Below are 17,172 nucleotides of genomic sequence, written 5' to 3' on the forward strand. Positions count from 1 at the left end.
CGGCCTCAGTCGTGCTCGTGGACGACGGTGGCGGTGCCCGCGGGATAGAACAGGCCGGTGTGGCCGTCCGGTTCCCACTGCACCCGGTAGGGCGGTCCTCCGTCGGGTTCGTGGCACTCGAGCACGCGGCCGGTGCGTTCCGGCTCTCCCGTGTGCGTGGAACGGACGACGATCCGGTCTCCGACGTGTGCCTCCACGGCTGCCTCCGGCGCTGTTCGGCTCGCGAGTGGTGTGCGTCACACCCTGCCCGCAGCCGGATCGCCGGACAAGACCCCAGCCCCCCCGTCCCCGGAACGCACCGCGCCGCCGGACCCGGGTGGGTCCGGCGGCGCAGGTGGTCGAGCGGTGGGCGGCTGGAGGGGTCCTCAGTCGACGACGCGGGGGCCGTTGCCGCTGTCGCGCAGCGGCAGGCCGATGGCCTTGATCTCCAGGTACTCCTCGAAGCCCCAGTGGCCGTTGCGCCGGCCGAGGCCGCTCTGCTTGTAGCCGCCGAGCGGGGTCTTGAGGCCGAAGTACGAGCCGCCGTTGACGACCATCGTGCCCGCGCGCATCTGCAGCGCGACCGCGAGGGCACGCTCCTCGTCGGCGCTGGCGACCTCGCCGGAGAGGCCGTAGATGGTGTCGTTGGAGATGGCGATGGCCTCCTCCTCGGTGTCGTACGGGGTCACCGTGAGGACCGGCCCGAAGATCTCCTCCTGGCCGATCCGCGACGTGGGGTCGACGTCGACGAGCAGCGTCGGCTGGGTGAAGTAGCCGGGCAGGCCGTCGGGGGCCTTGCCGCCGGTGACCAGCCGCGCGCCGGACTCGACGCCGGCCTGGATGAGGCCCAGCACCTTCTCCTGCTGCGTGCGGCTGATCTGCGCACCCTGGATGTTGTTCACGTTCCACGGGTCGCCGAACGGCATCATCTCCATGGCGCCCTTGAGGATCGCGATGCCCTCCTCGTACCGCGAGCGCGGGAGCAGGATGCGGCTGGCCAGGGTGCAGCTCTGGCCGGAGTTGAAGCAGGCGGTGCCGGCGGCCACGGGCAGGACCGACATCAGGTCGGCGTCGTCGAGCACGATCAGGCTGGACTTGCCGCCGAGCTCGAGCATCACCTTCTTCACCGTCGAGGCGCCGGCGGCGAGGATCGACCGGCCGACCGCCGTGGAGCCGGTGAAGGTGACCATGTCGACGTCGGGGTGGGCCGCGAGCGCGCCGCCGACCTCGTTGGACTCGCCGACGACGACGTTGAAGATGCCCGGGGGGATGTCGGTCTTCTCGGCGATGATGCGGCCGAGCTCGGTGCCCATCCACGGGGTGAGCTGCGCGGGCTTGAGCACCACGGCGTTGCCGGCCATCAGCGGCGGCACGGACTCGGCGATGTTGAGGTACAGGGGCGTGTTCCACGGGGTGATCGCCGCGACGACGCCGATGGGGTCGTACTGCACGATCCGGCGGGAGGACATGCCCATGGCCGAGTCGACGCCGAGCTCGCGCAGGTACTCGAAGTTCCGGCCGAACTCCGGCCAGTGGGCCGACTCCTCGACCGGGTGCGCGATCTGGATGCCGTAGGTGGCGGCCAGCGGCGTGCCGGTCTCGGTGACGACGATCCGGCGCAGCCGCTCCTGCTCCTCCTTCAGCGCCTCGTGCAGCTGCATCAGGCAGTGGTGGCGGAACTCGACGTCGCGCCGCCAGTTGGTCTGCTCGAAGGCGCGGCGGGCGGCCTTGACGGCGCGGTCGACGTCCTCGACCGTGCCGTCGGTGCACCGGCCGGCGACCTCGCCGAGGGCGGGGTTCTCCACGTCGAAGAAGGCCCCGCTGGCCGTGTGCTGCAGCTCCCCGTCGATGAGGATCCGGTCGTCGCCGGCCAGGACGCCGGTCTCGCTGTCCACCGCTGTCATCTACTAGCTCCCACAGATCGAGACGCGGGGCCGGTCGGGTCGCGACGCTCGACGCGCCGACGGACCGTGGTCGGCTCCGCGCTGCCGAGCCGCGCCGGGGGTCCCGGGCCGCGATCCGTCGACAGTTCGGCAAGTCTGTAACAGTGATCACAGGGTGACAAGGGGAGTCCCCGTTCTCGGTCCGGTGCGACCGCGCGGGGTCGGGGCACGCACCGCGTCGTCCTCACGCGGGCTCCCCCGGGACGGCGCAGGGGCCGCCCCGGGAATCCGGAGCGGCCCCTGACGTGCCTGGTCGTCGGGTCAGACGTGCACGTCCTCCACGTCCTCACCGTTGACGACGTCGGTGATCCAGTCGATGAGCAGGGTGCCCCCGACCTCGGCCTCGTAGAGCTCGTCGCGGGCGGTGACCACGTGCGTCGTCCCCGCGCCGACCCACGTGTCGAGCTCGACCCCCGCGGACTCGATCTGCGCGGTGTTGCCGTCGATCAGCTCGACGAGGGGGGTGCCGGAGAAGCCGATGAGGTCGGCGAAGCGCCGCTGCACCTCGTCGTCGGCGGTGTTGATCGTCGCCAGCCGGATGCCGGGGACGTGCTCGGCGGTCTGGACGAACAGCCCGGGTAGGGACCACGCGGTGGGCGGGTCGCCCGCGGCCTCCGGCCAGTCCGGCAGGCCCGCGGCGATGCCCCACAGACCGCCGACCACCGTCGTCAGCGCCTCGTCGCCGGGGTAGGCGGCGGACGCGTCGGCGAGCACGGTCACTTGCGCGTCGGGGAACCGGTCGGCGGCGAGGCCGCCGTAGAGCGCGGCCGAGGCCGACCCGGCGCTCTGCCCGAGCACGATGACCTCCGAGGCGTCGGGGAACTCCTCGGCCAGGGTGTCCAGGGCGGTGGTCGCGTTGACGCTGCCCTTGTGCTGGACGACGACGCCGTTGCCGTAGTCGTGGCTGGTCGTGCCCAGGTGCAGGTCGCCGGTGCAGTAGGGGACGTAGACGACGCTGGCCCCGGCGAGCGGGTTGTCGGGGTTGTCGAGGTCGAGCAGCCCGCCGTCGACCACGCTGCCGTTGGCGCCGGGCCCGTCGGGCGAGTCGTCGGCGAGGGACGTGCTGTAGGTCGCCGACTCGCCGGGGGCGCAGGTCTCGGCGCTGAAGCAGGCGCCGCCGCCCTCGAGGAAGAACACCACGCGGTCGGTGTCGCCCTGGTGGATCCAGTAGTGGTACTCCGACGCGTCGCTGCACTGGCACTCGGCGGGGGCGGTCACCTTCTCCCAGGTGATCTCCTCGGCCTGCCCGGCCTCGGTCTCCGCCGCCGAGGACGACGCGGAGCCGTCGCCGTCCGCGGAATCGGAGCCGGAGTCGTCATCGGAACAGGCCGCGAGCCCGGACAGGGCGAGGGCGGCGACCACGGGGGTCAGCAGGCTGCGACGGAACATGGCGGGATCGTAGGGCTGTGCCCGGCCTTCCGCGCGAAGTCGTGACCCGCCGGTAACTTCGCCGTGATCCCCGGGTGTCTAGAAGAGGTTCTCCCGCTGGAGCAGGAAGGTCGCCCACCGGCCGGGTGCGCCCTCGAGGGTGAGGACGGCGGTCACGAGCGAGCCGTCGACGCGGACGTCGGGGTCGCCGAGCAGGTCGGCCCAGGGCCGCCCGGTCGCCACGCTCTCGCCGGAGGTGACGAGCTCCTCCACCGACGAGGCGAGCGCCTGCGCGTCGGACCCCGAGTCCGTCGACCAGGCCAGCACCACCCGCGCGGCGCCGTCCCAGGCGAGGCCGATGCCGACGGCCTCGTAGGTCAGGTCGCTGCCCTCCGGGCGGGGGGTCAGCTGGGCGGCGAGGACGTCCTCGGCGTCGAGGGCGCCGGCGACCGCGGCGAGGTCCTCGTCGTCGGCCAGGCTCTCCCCGCCCCGCGCGGCGTCCGCGAGGGCCTCGATGCCGTCGTCGTCGGTGGCGTAGAGCAGGGTCTCCTCGTCGGGCAGGCCGAGCCGGCCGGCGCTGCCGATCGGCGACAGCGCGGTGACCTGGTCGAAGTCCGTCTCGTGGTCCTCCCGCCAGCGCAGCACCGGGACGCCGCCGACCTCGACCTCCTCGACGTCGACGGCCACCGGGCCCGACCGCGTGGCCTCCCCGATGGCGTCGACGTCGAAGTCCCCGCGGGCGGCGGACACCACCTGCGGCGGCAGGCCGGCGCTGACGTCGGCGGCGACCGCCTGCGGGGCGAAGCCGAACTCCTCCTGGGTCGACGCGCTCGCGGCGGTGCGCAGGTCCAGCAGGGCGCTGGCCGGGGCCAGTCCGCCGTCGCCGGTACTGAGGGCCACCAGGTAGTCCAGGACGGCGTCGCGGTCGGCACCCGCGGGCGGCACCGGCACGCCGTAGGCCTCCGCGGCGGCGTGCCACCGGCTCACCGTGACGATGCCGATCTCGTCGTCGTCCATCGGTGGGAGCAGCGCCAGCATCCCGGCGACGGAGTCGTCGGCCGCGGCGCCGCCCGGCGCGGTCGGCAGGCCGCCGCCGTCGTCGCCGTCCGCGCCGCATCCGGAGACCAGCAGCGTCGTCGCCACGACGACGGCGGGCAGCGACCGGGTGGCACGGCAGAGGGAAGGCATGGGGCGGGATCCTGCCGGATGCGCGACGGTTCCACGCCTGCGCCCCGGAGCGCTGGCCTCACTCGCCGGGGAACCGGTACCCGCATCCCCGCAGGACCAGGTCGACCACCCCGTCGACGTAGTCCGAGGACTCGGCCAGCATGCGCTCGCGCAGGACGGATGGCGTGACCAGCACGTGCATCACGATCGCGCCGAGGATCGCTTCGATGACCTGCGTCGGGGACGTCGTCGCGGGAAGCCGGCCCGCCGCCATCGCGTCGCGGATGACCGAGCGCATCCGGTGCAGGCCGGCCACGGAGCGCAGGCGGTGCGAGGCCCCGGTGAGCTCCGGGTTGTCCGGGGCCTCGATGAACAGCCGCAGCGAGCCGCGCCCGGTGCCCTCGGCGAAGTCATGGAAGTACACGGTGGCGACGGCGACCAGGTACTCGCGGAGGTCGGCGCCGGGCGCCACCGCCGTCTGCTCCGCGAAGGTCCGCTCCATGGCGGACAGCAGGAGGTCGACCCGGCTGGTGTAGCGCCGGTAGATCGCGTCCTTGCTGACCCCCGCCTCCCGCGCGACGACGTCGAAGTTGAACCCCGCCCAGCCGCGTGCGGCATAGACCGCCCGGGCGGCGCGGTGGATCCGGTCGTCGACCGCCGCGTCCCGGGGGCGGCCCCGCCGCGGGGACGGGGCCGGCTCGTCGTCCCTCACCGGTCCGGCCCGGTCAGCGGCCGGCGAGCACCGTCGCGCCCGACGCCAGTCCGGCCATGAAGCCCGCGTCCACCTGCACGTCCTGGCCGATGACCCAGCCGAAGCCCGCTCCGCAGACGGCGTCGATCACGGGGACGACGTCCGCCGTGGTGGCGTGCCGGCCGACGGCGGCGCGCACGCCGTCCAGCACGTCCTTGCCCATCGACTGCTCGAAGTCGCCGAGGATCGGCGTCTCCACCGGGCCGGGACTGACGGTGTTCAGCCGCACCCGTCCCTCGCGCCAGGCCGCCACCGACCGCCGGGCGACGAAGGCGATGGCCGCCTCCTTCGACAGGTTGTAGACCGGGTAGCCGGCGGGGGTGTCGGACAGCCAGGCGAGCCCGGCGGCCACGGAGTCCGTGGCCAGCAGCGGCTCCAGCGCCGGCAGGCGGGCCCGCCACGCCCCTCCGGCGGTGGAGGCCACCACGGTCACCGCCCCGCCGGGGACCACCTTGGGCAGCACCAACTCGACCAGGTGACGCATGCCGAGGAAGTTGACGGCGAGCACGTCGTCCGCCGGACGGGTGCCGGGGACGCCGGCGACGTGGGCCACGGCGTCGAGGCCGTCGGGCAGCGCCCGGACCGCGGACTCGATGCTCGCCGGGTCGCGGAGGTCGCACGCGATCGACGCGGCGTCGGCGCCGCCGACCGCGACGTGGTCCAGGACGTGGACCTCGTCCCCGCGCTCGACCCACCGCGCGAGCAGGTCCGCCCCGATGCCGGAGGCCGCCCCCACCACGGCGACCCGTCTGGTCTCCCCCATCGCGCACTCCCTCGGTGGACTCGGACTCGTGCCGGCCGACGCTAATACCGACGCATTCCGTCGGCAAGGCGTTGACGGCGGGCGGCCGGTCCGGAACAGTATTCGACGTCGGAATCAGAGTGGCGGAGTGGACGGCCACCGATCCGGCCTCCACGCCACCGGCCCTGAGGGAGATCCTCGTGACGCTGCCCAGCACCCCCCCGGCGAGCCCCCGGCCCTACTCCGAGGTCGACCTCTCGAGCCGCGCGTTCTGGGACCGGACGTTCGACGAGCGCGAGCAGTCCTTCGCCGCCCTGCGCCGGGGCGAGCTGAGCTGGCACCAGCCCTTCGACGCCCCCTTCCCGCACGCCGAGACGGGCTTCTGGGCGGCCACCCGGCTGGAGGACATCACCTTCGTCAGCCGGCGGCCGGAGATCTTCTCGTCGGCGGAGGGCATCGCGATCAGCCCGCTGCCCAAGCAGATCCAGGAGATGACGGCCTTCTTCCTGATGATGGACCCGCCGGAGCACACCACGTTCCGGCGGCTGATCAGCGAGGCGTTCACCCCGCGGCAGGTCGCGCGCGTCCAGTCGCAGATCGCGGCGGGCGCCGAGGAGATCGTCGACGGACTCGTCGGCGCGGGCTCGGTCGACTTCGTCACCGCCTGCTCGGGCATCCTGCCGATGCGCACGGTGTCGGACATGATCGGCATCGCCCCCGGCGACCGGGAGGCCGTCCGGCACGCGGCCGAGGCGTTGTTCGCCGGCCCGAGTCCGGCCGAGCGCGCGGCCGGCGTCGACCCGCTGGGCTTCATGCTCAGCCAGATCGAGCTGCTCAGGACCGCGGCCATCGAGATCGCCAGGCACCGGCGGGAGCACCCCGCCGACGACCTGATGACCAACATCGTCCAGGCCGAGGTCGACGGGCACCGCCTCACCGACGAGCAGATCGGTGCCTTCATGATCCTGCTGTCCTCGGCGGGCAACGACACCACCAAGCAGACGACCTCGCACACGATCCTCGCGCTGTCCCGGCACCCCGAGCAGAAGCAGTGGCTGATGGCCGACTGGGACGGCCGCATCGGCCGGGCGGTCGAGGAGTTCGTGCGCTGGGGCACCCCGGTCATGGACTTCGCCCGGACCGCCGTCGTCGACACCGAGATCCGGGGCACGCCCGTCCTCGCCGGGGAGAAGGTGGCGCTCTTCTACTGCTCGGGCAACCGGGACGAGACGGTCTTCGAGCGGCCCCACGACTTCGACCTGGCCCGGACGCCGAACCCGCACGTGGGCTTCGGTGGCGGCGGGGTGCACTACTGCCTCGGCCACTCGGTCGCGAAGTCGCAGCTGCGCAACCTGTTCCAGCAGCTGCTCACCCGCATCCCCGACATCGAGATCGGTGAGCCCGAGTGGCTCCCCAACACCTTCGTGCACGGCATCGAGCGGCTGCCTGCCTACATCCCCTGACCGCGCTCCCCCGGCTCCCACCCACGAGAGGCTCCCGGATGCCCCCCAGCAGCACCGTCGCTGCCGCCGGCTTCTACGCCGTCGCCGCCAGGCACCCCGACCGGATCGCCGTCGTGGAGCCCGACGGGGCGACGGTGTCGTTCGGGGCGCTGCTCCGCCGGGTCAACGCGCTCTCGCACGCCTTCCGCGCGCTGGGGCTGGGCGCGGGCGACGCGGTCGCCGGTGTGCTGCACAACGGGCGCGAGTACCTGGAGGTGCTGCTCGCCACCGGGCAGCTCGGCCTGTACTTCGTGCCGGTCAACTACCGCCTGGCCCCCGACGAGATCGCCTACATCGTGCAGGACTCCGGCGCCCGGATCGTCGTGGCCGACGCGGAACAGGCGCCCGCGCTCCCGCTCACCGGCCTGCCGGCCGCCCGCTTCGTCGTCGGCGGCGCGGCCGACGGCTGGGAGCCGTTCGACGACCTCGGCAGCGACCGGCCCACCCACGCGCCGGAGGACCGGCGGTCCGGGACCTTCATGGGCTACACCTCCGGCACGACCGGCCGGCCCAAGGGCGTCCGGGTGCGCCAGCGCGACTGGGCCCCCGAGCAGTACGCCGAGCTGCTCATCGGCAACATCGTCGAGGCGTACGGCCTCGCGGCCGGTGAGGGGGTGCACCTCGTCTGCTCGCCCCTGTACCACTCCGCCCCGGGCAGCCACGCGCTCGCCTTCCTGCACGCCGGCCACACCCTGGTCGTGCACGCCGGCTTCGATGCGGCGGCGGCACTGCGCGCCGTCGAGGTCCACCGCGTCACGAGCACCCACATGGTGCCCACGCACTTCCACCGGCTGCTGGCCCTGCCCGAGCAGGTGCGGGCGCAGGCCGACGTGTCCAGCCTCCAGGCCGTCGTCCACGCCGGGGCGCCGTGCCCGGTCTCGGTGAAGCGGCGCATGATCGAGTGGCTGGGGCCGATCGTGTGGGAGTACCTGGGCTCCACCGAGGGCTCGCTGACCCGCGTCAGCTCGGCGGAGTGGCTGGCCCGGCCGGGCACGGTGGGCCGCCCGATCCCCGGGCTGACGCTGCAGATCCTCGACGACGACGGGCAGCCGGTGCCCGCCGGCGGTTCCGGCACCATCTGGTTCGGCACGACGGGGCGCCCGCCCACCTTCGAGTACCACGGCGACCCGGAGAAGACCGCCCGGGCGCGGCGGGGTGACCTGGTCACGGCCGGCGACGTCGGCTACGTCGACCGGGACGGCTACCTGTTCCTGCAGGACCGGCGGACCGACCTCATCATCTCCGGCGGGGTCAACGTGTACCCGGCGGAGGTGGAGAACCACCTCATCGGCCACCCGTCCGTGGCCGACGTCGCGGTGATCGGCGTGCCCGACGCCGAGTGGGGCGCCCGGGTGGTGGCGGTCGTCGAGCCCGCACCGGGTGCGACCGCCGACGCGGCGCTCGCCGACGAGCTCGACCGCTTCTGCCGCGCGGGCCTGGCCGGATTCAAGTGCCCCCGGCACATCGAGTTCCACGAGCACCTGCCGCGGACGCCGGCGGGCAAGCTCTCGCGCCGCGCGGTGCGCGACGCCTACGACCGGGACCACCCCCAGCCCGCGGCCACGCCGGCGGGCGAGCACGACGAGGAGCGAGCGGGATGAGCGGGATCTGCGAGGGCCGCGTGGCCGTGGTGACGGGCGCGGGGCGGGGCATCGGCCGCGTGTACGCCCTCGACCTGGCGCGGGAGGGCGCCCGCGTGGTGGTCAACGACCTCGGCGGCAGCAACGACGGGAGCGGCGCCGACACCGGCGCCGCGCAGTCGGTGGTGGACGAGATCGTCGCCGCCGGCGGCACGGCGGTGGCCAACCACGACGACGTCTCCGACTGGGACGGCGCCCGGCGCCTGGTCGACCAGGCCGTCACGACGTTCGGCGGGCTGGACGTGCTGGTCAACAACGCCGGCATCCTCCGGGACAGGACGCTGGCATCGATGTCGGCCGAGGAGTGGGACGCGGTCATCCGCGTGCACCTGCGCGGCACCTTCGCCCCGTCGCACTTCGCCGCCCAGTACTGGCGCGCCCGGCACAAGGAGACCGGCGCGCCCACCGGCGCCCGGCTGATCAACACCACCTCGGCGTCCGGGCTCTACGGCGCGTTCGGCCAGAGCAACTACGGCGCGGCGAAGGCAGGCATCGCCTCCTTCACCCTCATCACCGCGATGGAGTTGGCCCGGCACGGCGTGACGGTGAACGCCGTCGCCCCGGTGGCGAGCACCCGGCTCACGGAGGACGTGATGTCCGAGGGCCTGCGCGCGACGCTGGTCCCCGAGCACGTCGCCCCCCTCGTCGTCTGGCTCGCCGGCGCCGAGAGCGCGGGGGTGACCGGCCGCGTGTTCGACGTCGGCGGAGGCCGGATCAGCGTGGTCGAGTCCTGGCGCCTCGGCCCCGAGGTGACCCGCGCCGACGGCGTCTGGGATCCCGCCGAGCTCGGCGCGATCATCCCCGGCCTGGTCGCCGACGCCGCGCCCAACCCCGACCGCACCGGCCGCGTCCCGGCCCCGAGGCCGTGACGCTCGCGCGGGAGCTCGTCGGCCAGGAGTGGGACGGCGGAGAGTCGAGCTGGACGTCGGCGGACGCGCTCCGCTACGCGCTCGGGGTGGGCGCCGGTGCCCAGGACCCGCACCGGGAGCTCGAGTTCACCACCGAGAACTCGCACGACACCGCCCAGCGGGTGCTGCCGACGTTCGCGGTCGTCGCCGGAACCGTCGGCGGGGCGCGCCCGGGACCGCGCCTGGGCGACTTCGACCTCGCGCAGATCCTGCACGCGGAGCAGTCGGTCACCCTCCACCGCGAGCTGCCGCCCGACGCGACCGTCCGCACCACCTCCGGCGTCGTCGGCATGTACGACAAGGGCCGCGATGCGCTGGTGGTGCTGCAGTCGCGCGCCGTGGACGCCGCCACCGGGGAGCCGCTGTACGACACCCGGTCGGGGATCTTCGTCCGCGGCGAGGGCGGCTTCGGCGGCGACCGCGGGCCCGCCGAGCCCTGGCAGCTGCCGGACCGCCCGGCCGACTCCGTCGTCTCCTACCCCACCCGGCCCGACCAGGCGCTGCTCTATCGCCTGTCCGGCGACCGCAACCCGCTGCACTCCGATCCCTGGTTCGCGCGCAGCGCGGGTCTCGAGCGCCCGATCCTGCACGGCCTGTGCACCTACGGGTTCACCGGACGGGCCCTGCTGCACGCGGCCTGCGGGTCCGATCCCGCCCGCTTCGGCCACATGTCCGCGCGCTTCTCGGCGCCGGTCCTCCCCGGGCAGACGCTCGACGTGCACGTGTGGGAGGACGACGACGGCGTCCTGTTCCAGACCCTGGCCGACGGCCGCCCCGTCCTGACCCGCGGAACGCTGACCCGGAGAGAGCCGTGAGCGACTTCCTGACCCCGAAGGCCACCCCGGAGACGGCCCCCTTCTGGGCCGGAGCCGCCGAGGGCGTGCTGCGCATCCAGCAGTGCGACGCCTGCGGGCGGCACTACTTCTATCCCCGCCGCTTCTGCCGCTACTGCCACTCCACCGACGTCCGGTGGACGACGGTGAGCGGTCGCGCCCGGCTGGACTCCTACACGATCAACCACCGGCCGCTGCGGGGCACCGAGTCGCTGTCGCCGGTCATCGCCCTGGTCCAGCTCGAGGAGGGGCCGCGGATGCTGACCAACATCGTCGGGGTCGAGCCCGATCCCGCGAACCTGGTGCTGGACATGCCGCTGACCGTCGACTTCGAGCCCCGCGGGGACATGACGGTCCCGGTGTTCCGGCCGGCGAGCACCGGGTCGGCGGAGGGCACGCGATGACGAGCATGCACGGCGGCGACATCGCCGTCATCGGCGCCGCCGAGACCGACGAGCTGGGCGTCCTGCCCGACATCTCGATGATCGAGCTGCACGCCCAGGCGGCGCTCAACGCCCTGCGCGACGCCGGCGTGGCACCCGCCGATGTGGACGGGCTCGCGACCGCCGGCCCGCTGGGCATCGAGGTGGCCCACCACCTGGGTCTCACGCCCCGGTGGGTGGACGGCACCAGCGTCGGCGGGTCCAGCTTCCTGCTGCACGTGCGGCACGCCGCCGCCGCCATCGCCGCGGGCGCGGCCGACGTCGTGCTGATCACCCACGGCGAGTCCGGGCGCTCCGGCACCGGCGCCCGCGCCTACGCCCGCGGCCCCGCGTCGCTGACCGGCCAGTTCGAGGTGCCCTACGGCGCCCTGGCGCCCTACTCGACGTTCACCGTGCCCGCGCTGCGCTTCCTGCACGACCGGGGCATGGACGCGACCGACCTGGCCGAGGTCGTCGTCGCGCAGCGCGAGTGGTCCAGCCGGACGCCACGCGCCATGCGCCGGGAGCTGGTGACCGCGGACCAGGTCCTGGCCGCCCCGATGGTCGCCTACCCGTTCACCAAGGACATGTGCTGCGTGGTGACCGACGGCGGCGGCGCCCTCGTGCTCACGCGCAGCGACCGGGCGGCCGACTTCGCCGGGGGCGAGCGAGCGATCTACCTGCTGGGCTCCGGGGAGTCCAACGAGGCGACGCTGGTCTCGCAGATGGAGGAGACGACCCGCTTCCGGGCCTTCCAGCGGTCCAGCGCCGAGGCCTTCGCCACCTCCGGGCTGACGCACGCCGACATCGACCACCTCATGTTCTACGACGCCTTCGCCCACCTGCCGCTGTACATGCTGGAGGACGTCGGCTTCGTCGGGCACGGCGAGTCCGGTGCCTTCGTCCGGGAGGGGCACACGCGGCCGGGCGGCCGGCTCCCGATGAACACCAACGGTGGCGGTCTGGCCTACACCCACACCGGCATGTACGGCATGTTCGCCATCCAGGAGGCCATCCGGCAGCTGCGCGGCGAGGCCGCCGCCCAGGTGCCCGGGCTCACCACCAGCTTCGTCCAGGGAGTCGGCATGTTCTTCGCCGCGTCGGCCAGCCTCGTCCTCGCCAACCGCCGTCCGTGAGCACCGCACCCGGGCCCGGCGGCGGAACCGCCGGCTCGCCCACCGACGCGGCGCCGCTCGGCGAGCTCGGCTTCTACACGCTGGCCGGGCACAGCGACTCGCCGCGGGACCTCGTCCGCGAGGTGCAGGAGGCCGAGGCGCTGGGGCTCGGCTCGGCGTTCGTCTCCGAGCGGCTGGCGCTCAAGGAGGCGGCCACCCTGTGCGGCGCCGCGGCGGCGGTCACCAGCACGCTCGGCATCGCCACGGCCGCCACCAACCACAACACCCGCCACCCGCTGGTGACCGCGAGCATCGCGTCGACGATGCACCGGCTCACCGGCGGCCGGTTCACCCTCGGCCTCGGCCGCGGGGTGGCGCCCATGCACGCGGCCATGGGTCTGTCGACGGTGACCAACGCCCAGCTCGAGGACGTCACCGGCATCCTGCGGACCCTGTGGCGCGGCGGGGCCGTGGTCGACCACGACGGGCCCGCCGGGACGTTCCCGAACCTCCGCCAGGACGCCACGTTCGACGAGGACATCCCGCTGCTGCTGGTGGCGATCGGCCCGAGGTCGGCGGAGCTCGCGGGCCGGGTCATGGACGCTCTGGTCCTGCACACCTTCTACAGCGACGAGGCGCTCACCAACGCGGTGGCGGCTGCCCGCCGCGGCGCCGAGCAGGCCGGCCGCGACCCGGCCGGCGTGCGCGTCTGGTCGGTCCTCGCCACCGTCGGTGACCACGTGCCCGAGGACCTGCGGCTGAAGAAGACGGTCGGCCGGCTCGCGTCCTACCTGCGCGGGTACGGCGACGTGCTGGTCGCCGCCAACGGGTGGGACCCGGCCGTCCTGGAGCGGTTCCGGGCCGATCCCTTCGTGCGGGGCTTCGTCGGCGCGTTCGACGCGCGGGCCACCCAGGACGAGCTGGAGTACCTGGCCGCGCTGATGCCGGACGAGTGGCTGGCGGTCACCGCGTCCGGCAGCCCGGAGCAGTGCGCAGCGGCCGTGGTGCGCCAGCTCGACCTCGGCGCGGACAGCGTCATCCTGCACGGGGCGACGCCCTCCGAGCTCGCGCCGATCCTTCCCGCCTACCGGGCCGTCCGGCCCGCGGGGCTGGCGGGCATGCCGCTCAATCCCGGACGGAGCGGCCCGTGAGCGCTCCGGTCGACGTCGACGACCTGACCGCCGGGTGGCTGGCGGAGGTCCTCGGCACCGACGTGCGGTCGCTGCGGGCCGAGGCCATCGGCACGGGCCAGACCGCGGCGAGCTACCGGCTCACGATCGACGGAGCCGGCGGGCCCGCGACCCTGGTCGCCAAGGTCGCCACCGGTGCCGACGACGTCCGCCGCGCCGTCGCCGCCGGATTCCGCCGGGAGGTCGGGCTCTACGCCGATCTGGCCGGCACCCTCGACGTCCGCGTCCCGCGCTGCTGGCACGCGGTGATCACCGACGACGCGCTCCGGTTCACGCTGCTGCTCGAGGACCTCGCACCGCGCCGGCCCGGGGCGCAGGCGGACGGATGCAGTCCCGCGCGCGCCCGTGCCGCCGTCGCCAACCTGGCCGGCCTGCACGCCTCGCGGTGGAACGACCCGTCGCTGGTGGACCTGCCGTACCTGGACCCGCCCGCGGCGCGGGCGTCGTTCATGGGGGGTCTGACGGTGCGGTGCGCCGAGGTGTTCCTCGAGCGGTACGGCGACCACCTCGACGGAGGCGACGTCGAGACGCTGCGCGCCGCCGCGGCCGCCGTCGAGGGCTGGTACCCGGGCGGCTCGGAGCCCTTCGCGCTCCTGCACGGCGACTACCGCCTGGACAACCTCATGTTCGGCGACGACGAGGACGACGTCGTGGCGATCGACTGGCAGACGCTGGCGGTCGGACCGCCGGAGCGGGACCTCGCCTACTTCGTCGCCAACAGCCTTCCGGTGGAGGCGCGCCGCGCCGCGGAGGACGACCTGATCGCCGGGTACCACGCGGCGCTGCTCGCGCGGGGCGTCGAGCACCACACCCTCGCCGACTGCCGCCGGGGCTACCGGTTGGGCCAGCTGCAGGCACCCATGATCACGATGATCGGCGCCGCACTGTCGACGGCGGAGCGCACCCCGGCCGCGGACGCGATGTTCCTGTCGATGACCCGCCGTGGCTGCGCCGCCGTCCGCGACCTCGGCACGCTGGACCTCCTCTGACCGCGACGCGCGCCGGGAACCTCCGTCGGGACCGGGAGAGGGGCACAGCAGCATGAGCAGGACGAGGATCGTCGTGGACCACGGGCTCTGCGAGGCGAACGGCGTGTGCGCGGGGGTCGCGCCCGAGGTGTTCGCGCTCGACGAGGACGACCGGTTGCAGGTGCTGCAGGAGTTCCCGCCCGCGGAGCTGCTCGGCCGGGTCCGGGAGGCTGTTCAGGGCTGCCCCAAGGGCGCACTTGGCCTGCGGCCCGGGACCGAGGCCGGCCCTCAGCCGACCTGACGTCCGGCGCCGCCCCAGTACCGCCCGCGGAGCACCTTCTTGTCGGGCTTGCCGACGGCGGTCAGCGGGATGCTGTCGACGACGTCCACGCTCTTCGGCGCGTGGTGCGGGCCCTTGCGCTCCCGGACCAGCGCGATCAGCTCCTCGACCGCGACGTCGGCGCCCGGCCGGAGGACGACGACGGCCTTCACCGCCTCGCCCCACGTCTCGTCCGGCACGCCGATCACCGCGGCCGCGGCGACCGCGGGGTGGGTGGACAGGACGTCCTCGATCTCGCGCGGGAAGACGTTGAACCCGCCGGTGACGATCATGTCCTTCGTGCGGTCGACGATGGTGAAGAAACCCTGCTCGTCCTCCCGTGCCACGTCGCCGGTGTGCAGCCAGCCGCCGGCGAGGGCGGCGGCGGTCTCCTCCGGCTTGTTCCAGTAGCCCTTCATGACCAGCGGGCCGCGCACGCAGATCTCCCCCGGCTCCCCCCGCCGCACCGCGCGTCCCTGGTCGTCGAGGAGGGCGACGTGCACCCAGGGAACCGGCCGCCCGCAGCTGGCGAGCCGGGCCAGGTCGTCGGGGTCGTGCTCCTCCTTGCGCATGACGAACAGCGTCTGCGGCGCCTCGGTCTGGCCGTAGAACTGGAAGAACACCGGGCCGATCGCCCGGATGGCCTCCTGCAGGCGCGTCGGCGAGATCGGCGAGGCCCCGTAGAACACCGTCTCCAGGCTGGAGAGGTCCGTGTCGGCGAACCGCGGGTGGTCCAGCAGCGCGTAGAGCATCGACGGCACCAGGAACACCGAGGTGATCCGGTGCGCCTCGATGGCCTCGAGCACCGCTCCGGCGTCGAACTTCGGCAGGACGACGAGCGAGCCGCCCCGCAGCAGCACCGGGATGTAGAAGGTGGCCCCGGCGTGGCTGAGCGGTGTGCAGATCAGGTGCCGCAGCGGGTCGGGCCACTGCCACTCGGTGCTCATGATCTGCACCATCGCGGCGCTGCTCCGGTACGTGCCGATCACGCCCTTGGGCGCACCGGTCGTGCCGCCGGTGTAGCCGATCGACGAGGGACTCTCGGCGTCGAGTTCCGGGGCGACGAGGGGCCGCGGCCGGAACGTCGACGCCAGCGCGACCAGGTCCTCCCCCACCGCGCACGGCCCGAAGGACAGCAGCCGCCGCAGCGTCGGCACCCGCTCCTGCAGCTGCGCGGCCCGCTCGGCGAACCCCGGGTCGAACACCAGGGTCTCGATGCCGGCGTCGGCGAGGACGTAGGCGTGGTCGTCGAGCGACCCGAGCGGGTGCAGCGACGTGTTGCGCGCGCCGACCGTCATGTACGCGCCCATGGCGTACAGCACCTCGGGGCGGTTGACCGACAGCATGGCCACCCCGCTGCCGGGCGTCACCCCCCGCGACTCGTAGGCCTGCGCGTAGCGGCTGGTCCGCTCGGCCAGCTGCCCGGCGGTCAGGACCTCGTCGCCCAGGTACACCGCCGGGCGGTTCGGGTCCCGGCCGAGCGCCGTGACGAGCAGGTCGGGCAGGAACGCCCCGCGGTGCAGCGCGGTCACGTGGCCGGAAACCGCTGGGCGGCGTCGAGGCGGATGTTCTCCCCGTTGAGATAGGGATTGCGCACGATGGACTCCACCAGCAGCGCGAACTCGTGCGGGCGGCCCATGCGGTGCGGGAAGACGATGGTCGCCAGCAGGGGCTCGAGGATCGACGACCGCGCACCGAGCATGAGGTCGGTGCCCATCGTCCCGGGGGCGATCGCGCAGACGCGGATGCCCAGCGGGGCGAGGTCACGGGCCAGCGGCAGGCTCATCCCGAGGATCGCGGCCTTGGCCGCGGCATAGGGCACCTGCCCGACCTGCCCCTCGTACCCGGCGACCGACCCCGTGTTGACGACGACGCCGCGCTGCCCGTCCTCGTCCGGCTGGTTGCCCGCCATCGCGGCGGCGGCCAGGCGGGTGACGTTGAAGGTCCCGAAGGTGTTGACGGCGACCGTGTCGACGAACACCCCCATGTCGTGCGGCGTCCCGTCCCGGCCCACGGTCCGGGCCGGCGTGCGCCCGCCGCCGGCGACGTTGACGACGATCGAGAGGGTGCCGACCGACCCCGCCGCCTCGATCGCACCCCGGACGTCGGAGTCGTCGGTCACGTCCCCCGCGACGGCGACCGCGCCGTCCCCGAGCTCGCCGGCCAGCGCGTGCGCGCCGTCGCCGTGCCGGTCGAACACGGCGACGCCGACACCCAGGGAGTGCAGGTGCCGCGCCGTCGCCCCGCCGAGGCCGCCGGCGCCCCCGGTCACGATGGCCGATCGCCCGGTCAGGTCCATCCGGCCTCCGCTCGGTTCGGGGAGCC

General features: G+C 74.0%; 17 protein-coding genes. 9 read left to right on the top strand and 8 right to left on the bottom strand.

Annotated elements, in window-relative coordinates:
• Positions 1–5: 5 nt before the first annotated feature.
• The 6 genes from BMY88_RS10340 to BMY88_RS10365 form a co-directional block, all read right to left on the bottom strand.
• Positions 6–197 carry a DUF1918 domain-containing protein gene (locus BMY88_RS10340; protein ID WP_091942767.1) on the bottom strand — a complete coding sequence of 64 codons (192 nt, stop codon included), beginning with the start codon at positions 195–197 and terminating at the stop codon, positions 6–8.
• Between the two features lie 168 nt (positions 198–365).
• A complete protein-coding gene (locus tag BMY88_RS10345) occupies positions 366–1,883 on the bottom strand; it encodes an aldehyde dehydrogenase family protein (RefSeq protein WP_091942769.1) in 1,518 nt (505 codons plus the stop codon).
• A 300-nt stretch (positions 1,884–2,183) separates the two neighbouring features.
• A complete protein-coding gene (locus BMY88_RS10350) occupies positions 2,184–3,311 on the bottom strand; it encodes a pectin acetylesterase-family hydrolase (RefSeq protein ID WP_091942771.1) in 1,128 nt (375 codons plus the stop codon).
• A gap of 78 nt (positions 3,312–3,389) precedes the next feature.
• Positions 3,390–4,478 (bottom strand): hypothetical protein, encoded by a 1,089-nt coding sequence (locus BMY88_RS10355; protein WP_091942773.1) that lies wholly within the window; start codon positions 4,476–4,478, stop codon positions 3,390–3,392.
• 58 nt (positions 4,479–4,536) lie between these two features.
• Positions 4,537–5,169, bottom strand: coding sequence for a TetR/AcrR family transcriptional regulator (locus BMY88_RS10360; protein WP_091942775.1), 633 nt, complete (start codon positions 5,167–5,169; stop codon positions 4,537–4,539).
• A gap of 13 nt (positions 5,170–5,182) precedes the next feature.
• Positions 5,183–5,971: an SDR family oxidoreductase gene (locus tag BMY88_RS10365; RefSeq protein WP_091942777.1), complete on the bottom strand. Its 789-nt coding sequence runs from the start codon at positions 5,969–5,971 to the stop codon at positions 5,183–5,185.
• A gap of 179 nt (positions 5,972–6,150) precedes the next feature.
• Between BMY88_RS10365 and BMY88_RS10370 the strand changes: the two genes are divergently transcribed.
• The 9 genes from BMY88_RS10370 to BMY88_RS10410 are packed head-to-tail and all read left to right on the top strand — an operon-like array spanning position 6,151 to position 14,829.
• A complete protein-coding gene (locus BMY88_RS10370) occupies positions 6,151–7,413 on the top strand; it encodes a cytochrome P450 (protein WP_091942929.1) in 1,263 nt (420 codons plus the stop codon).
• Positions 7,414–7,451: 38 nt separating this feature from the next.
• On the top strand, positions 7,452–9,053 hold the full coding sequence (locus BMY88_RS10375) for an AMP-binding protein (protein WP_091942779.1): 1,602 nt from the start codon (positions 7,452–7,454) through the stop codon (positions 9,051–9,053).
• Positions 9,050–9,961, top strand: a complete 912-nt coding sequence (locus tag BMY88_RS10380) for an SDR family oxidoreductase (RefSeq protein WP_091942781.1) — start codon at positions 9,050–9,052, stop codon at positions 9,959–9,961. The genes BMY88_RS10375 and BMY88_RS10380 overlap by 4 nt, the downstream gene beginning before the upstream one ends.
• Positions 9,958–10,815, top strand: coding sequence for a MaoC/PaaZ C-terminal domain-containing protein (locus BMY88_RS10385; RefSeq protein WP_091942783.1), 858 nt, complete (start codon positions 9,958–9,960; stop codon positions 10,813–10,815). The genes BMY88_RS10380 and BMY88_RS10385 overlap by 4 nt, the downstream gene beginning before the upstream one ends.
• Entirely contained in the window at positions 10,812–11,237 is a 426-nt protein-coding gene (locus tag BMY88_RS10390) for a Zn-ribbon domain-containing OB-fold protein (RefSeq protein WP_211435589.1), read from the top strand. Before BMY88_RS10385 ends, BMY88_RS10390 begins: the two co-directional genes overlap by 4 nt.
• Positions 11,234–12,391, top strand: coding sequence for a thiolase C-terminal domain-containing protein (locus BMY88_RS10395; protein ID WP_091942785.1), 1,158 nt, complete (start codon positions 11,234–11,236; stop codon positions 12,389–12,391). The genes BMY88_RS10390 and BMY88_RS10395 overlap by 4 nt, the downstream gene beginning before the upstream one ends.
• Positions 12,388–13,521 (top strand): TIGR03857 family LLM class F420-dependent oxidoreductase, encoded by a 1,134-nt coding sequence (locus tag BMY88_RS10400; RefSeq protein ID WP_091942786.1) that lies wholly within the window; start codon positions 12,388–12,390, stop codon positions 13,519–13,521. Before BMY88_RS10395 ends, BMY88_RS10400 begins: the two co-directional genes overlap by 4 nt.
• Positions 13,518–14,549: a phosphotransferase family protein gene (locus BMY88_RS10405; protein ID WP_091942788.1), complete on the top strand. Its 1,032-nt coding sequence runs from the start codon at positions 13,518–13,520 to the stop codon at positions 14,547–14,549. The genes BMY88_RS10400 and BMY88_RS10405 overlap by 4 nt, the downstream gene beginning before the upstream one ends.
• Before the next feature lie 52 nt (positions 14,550–14,601).
• Positions 14,602–14,829, top strand: a complete 228-nt coding sequence (locus tag BMY88_RS10410; RefSeq protein ID WP_091942790.1) for a ferredoxin — start codon at positions 14,602–14,604, stop codon at positions 14,827–14,829.
• Here the strand turns inward: BMY88_RS10410 and BMY88_RS10415 are convergent.
• Complete coding sequence (locus BMY88_RS10415) at positions 14,817–16,379, bottom strand: AMP-binding protein (protein ID WP_091942792.1); 1,563 nt, start codon at positions 16,377–16,379, stop codon at positions 14,817–14,819. The genes BMY88_RS10410 and BMY88_RS10415 overlap by 13 nt on opposite strands.
• Positions 16,376–17,146, bottom strand: a complete 771-nt coding sequence (locus BMY88_RS10420; protein ID WP_091942793.1) for an SDR family NAD(P)-dependent oxidoreductase — start codon at positions 17,144–17,146, stop codon at positions 16,376–16,378. The genes BMY88_RS10415 and BMY88_RS10420 overlap by 4 nt, the downstream gene beginning before the upstream one ends.
• Between the last annotated feature and the right edge of the window lie 26 nt (positions 17,147–17,172).

The organism is Trujillonella endophytica, from assembly GCF_900110555.1.
Classification (GTDB): Bacteria; Actinomycetota; Actinomycetes; order Mycobacteriales; family Geodermatophilaceae; genus Trujillonella; species Trujillonella endophytica.

Excerpts from the sequence above, each read along its gene's own strand:
- BMY88_RS10350 (WP_091942771.1), bottom strand. The coding sequence starts at position 3,311 with ATGTTCCGTCGCAGCCTGCTGACCCCCGTGGTCGCCGCCCTCGCCCTG.
- BMY88_RS10395 (WP_091942785.1), top strand. The coding sequence starts at position 11,234 with ATGACGAGCATGCACGGCGGCGACATCGCCGTCATCGGCGCCGCCGAG.
- BMY88_RS10365 (WP_091942777.1), bottom strand. The coding sequence starts at position 5,971 with ATGGGGGAGACCAGACGGGTCGCCGTGGTGGGGGCGGCCTCCGGCATC.
- BMY88_RS10345 (WP_091942769.1), bottom strand. The coding sequence starts at position 1,883 with ATGACAGCGGTGGACAGCGAGACCGGCGTCCTGGCCGGCGACGACCGG.
- BMY88_RS10355 (WP_091942773.1), bottom strand. The coding sequence starts at position 4,478 with ATGCCTTCCCTCTGCCGTGCCACCCGGTCGCTGCCCGCCGTCGTCGTG.
- BMY88_RS10420 (WP_091942793.1), bottom strand. The coding sequence starts at position 17,146 with ATGGACCTGACCGGGCGATCGGCCATCGTGACCGGGGGCGCCGGCGGC.
- BMY88_RS10410 (WP_091942790.1), top strand. The coding sequence starts at position 14,602 with ATGAGCAGGACGAGGATCGTCGTGGACCACGGGCTCTGCGAGGCGAAC.
- BMY88_RS10375 (WP_091942779.1), top strand. The coding sequence starts at position 7,452 with ATGCCCCCCAGCAGCACCGTCGCTGCCGCCGGCTTCTACGCCGTCGCC.
- BMY88_RS10380 (WP_091942781.1), top strand. The coding sequence starts at position 9,050 with ATGAGCGGGATCTGCGAGGGCCGCGTGGCCGTGGTGACGGGCGCGGGG.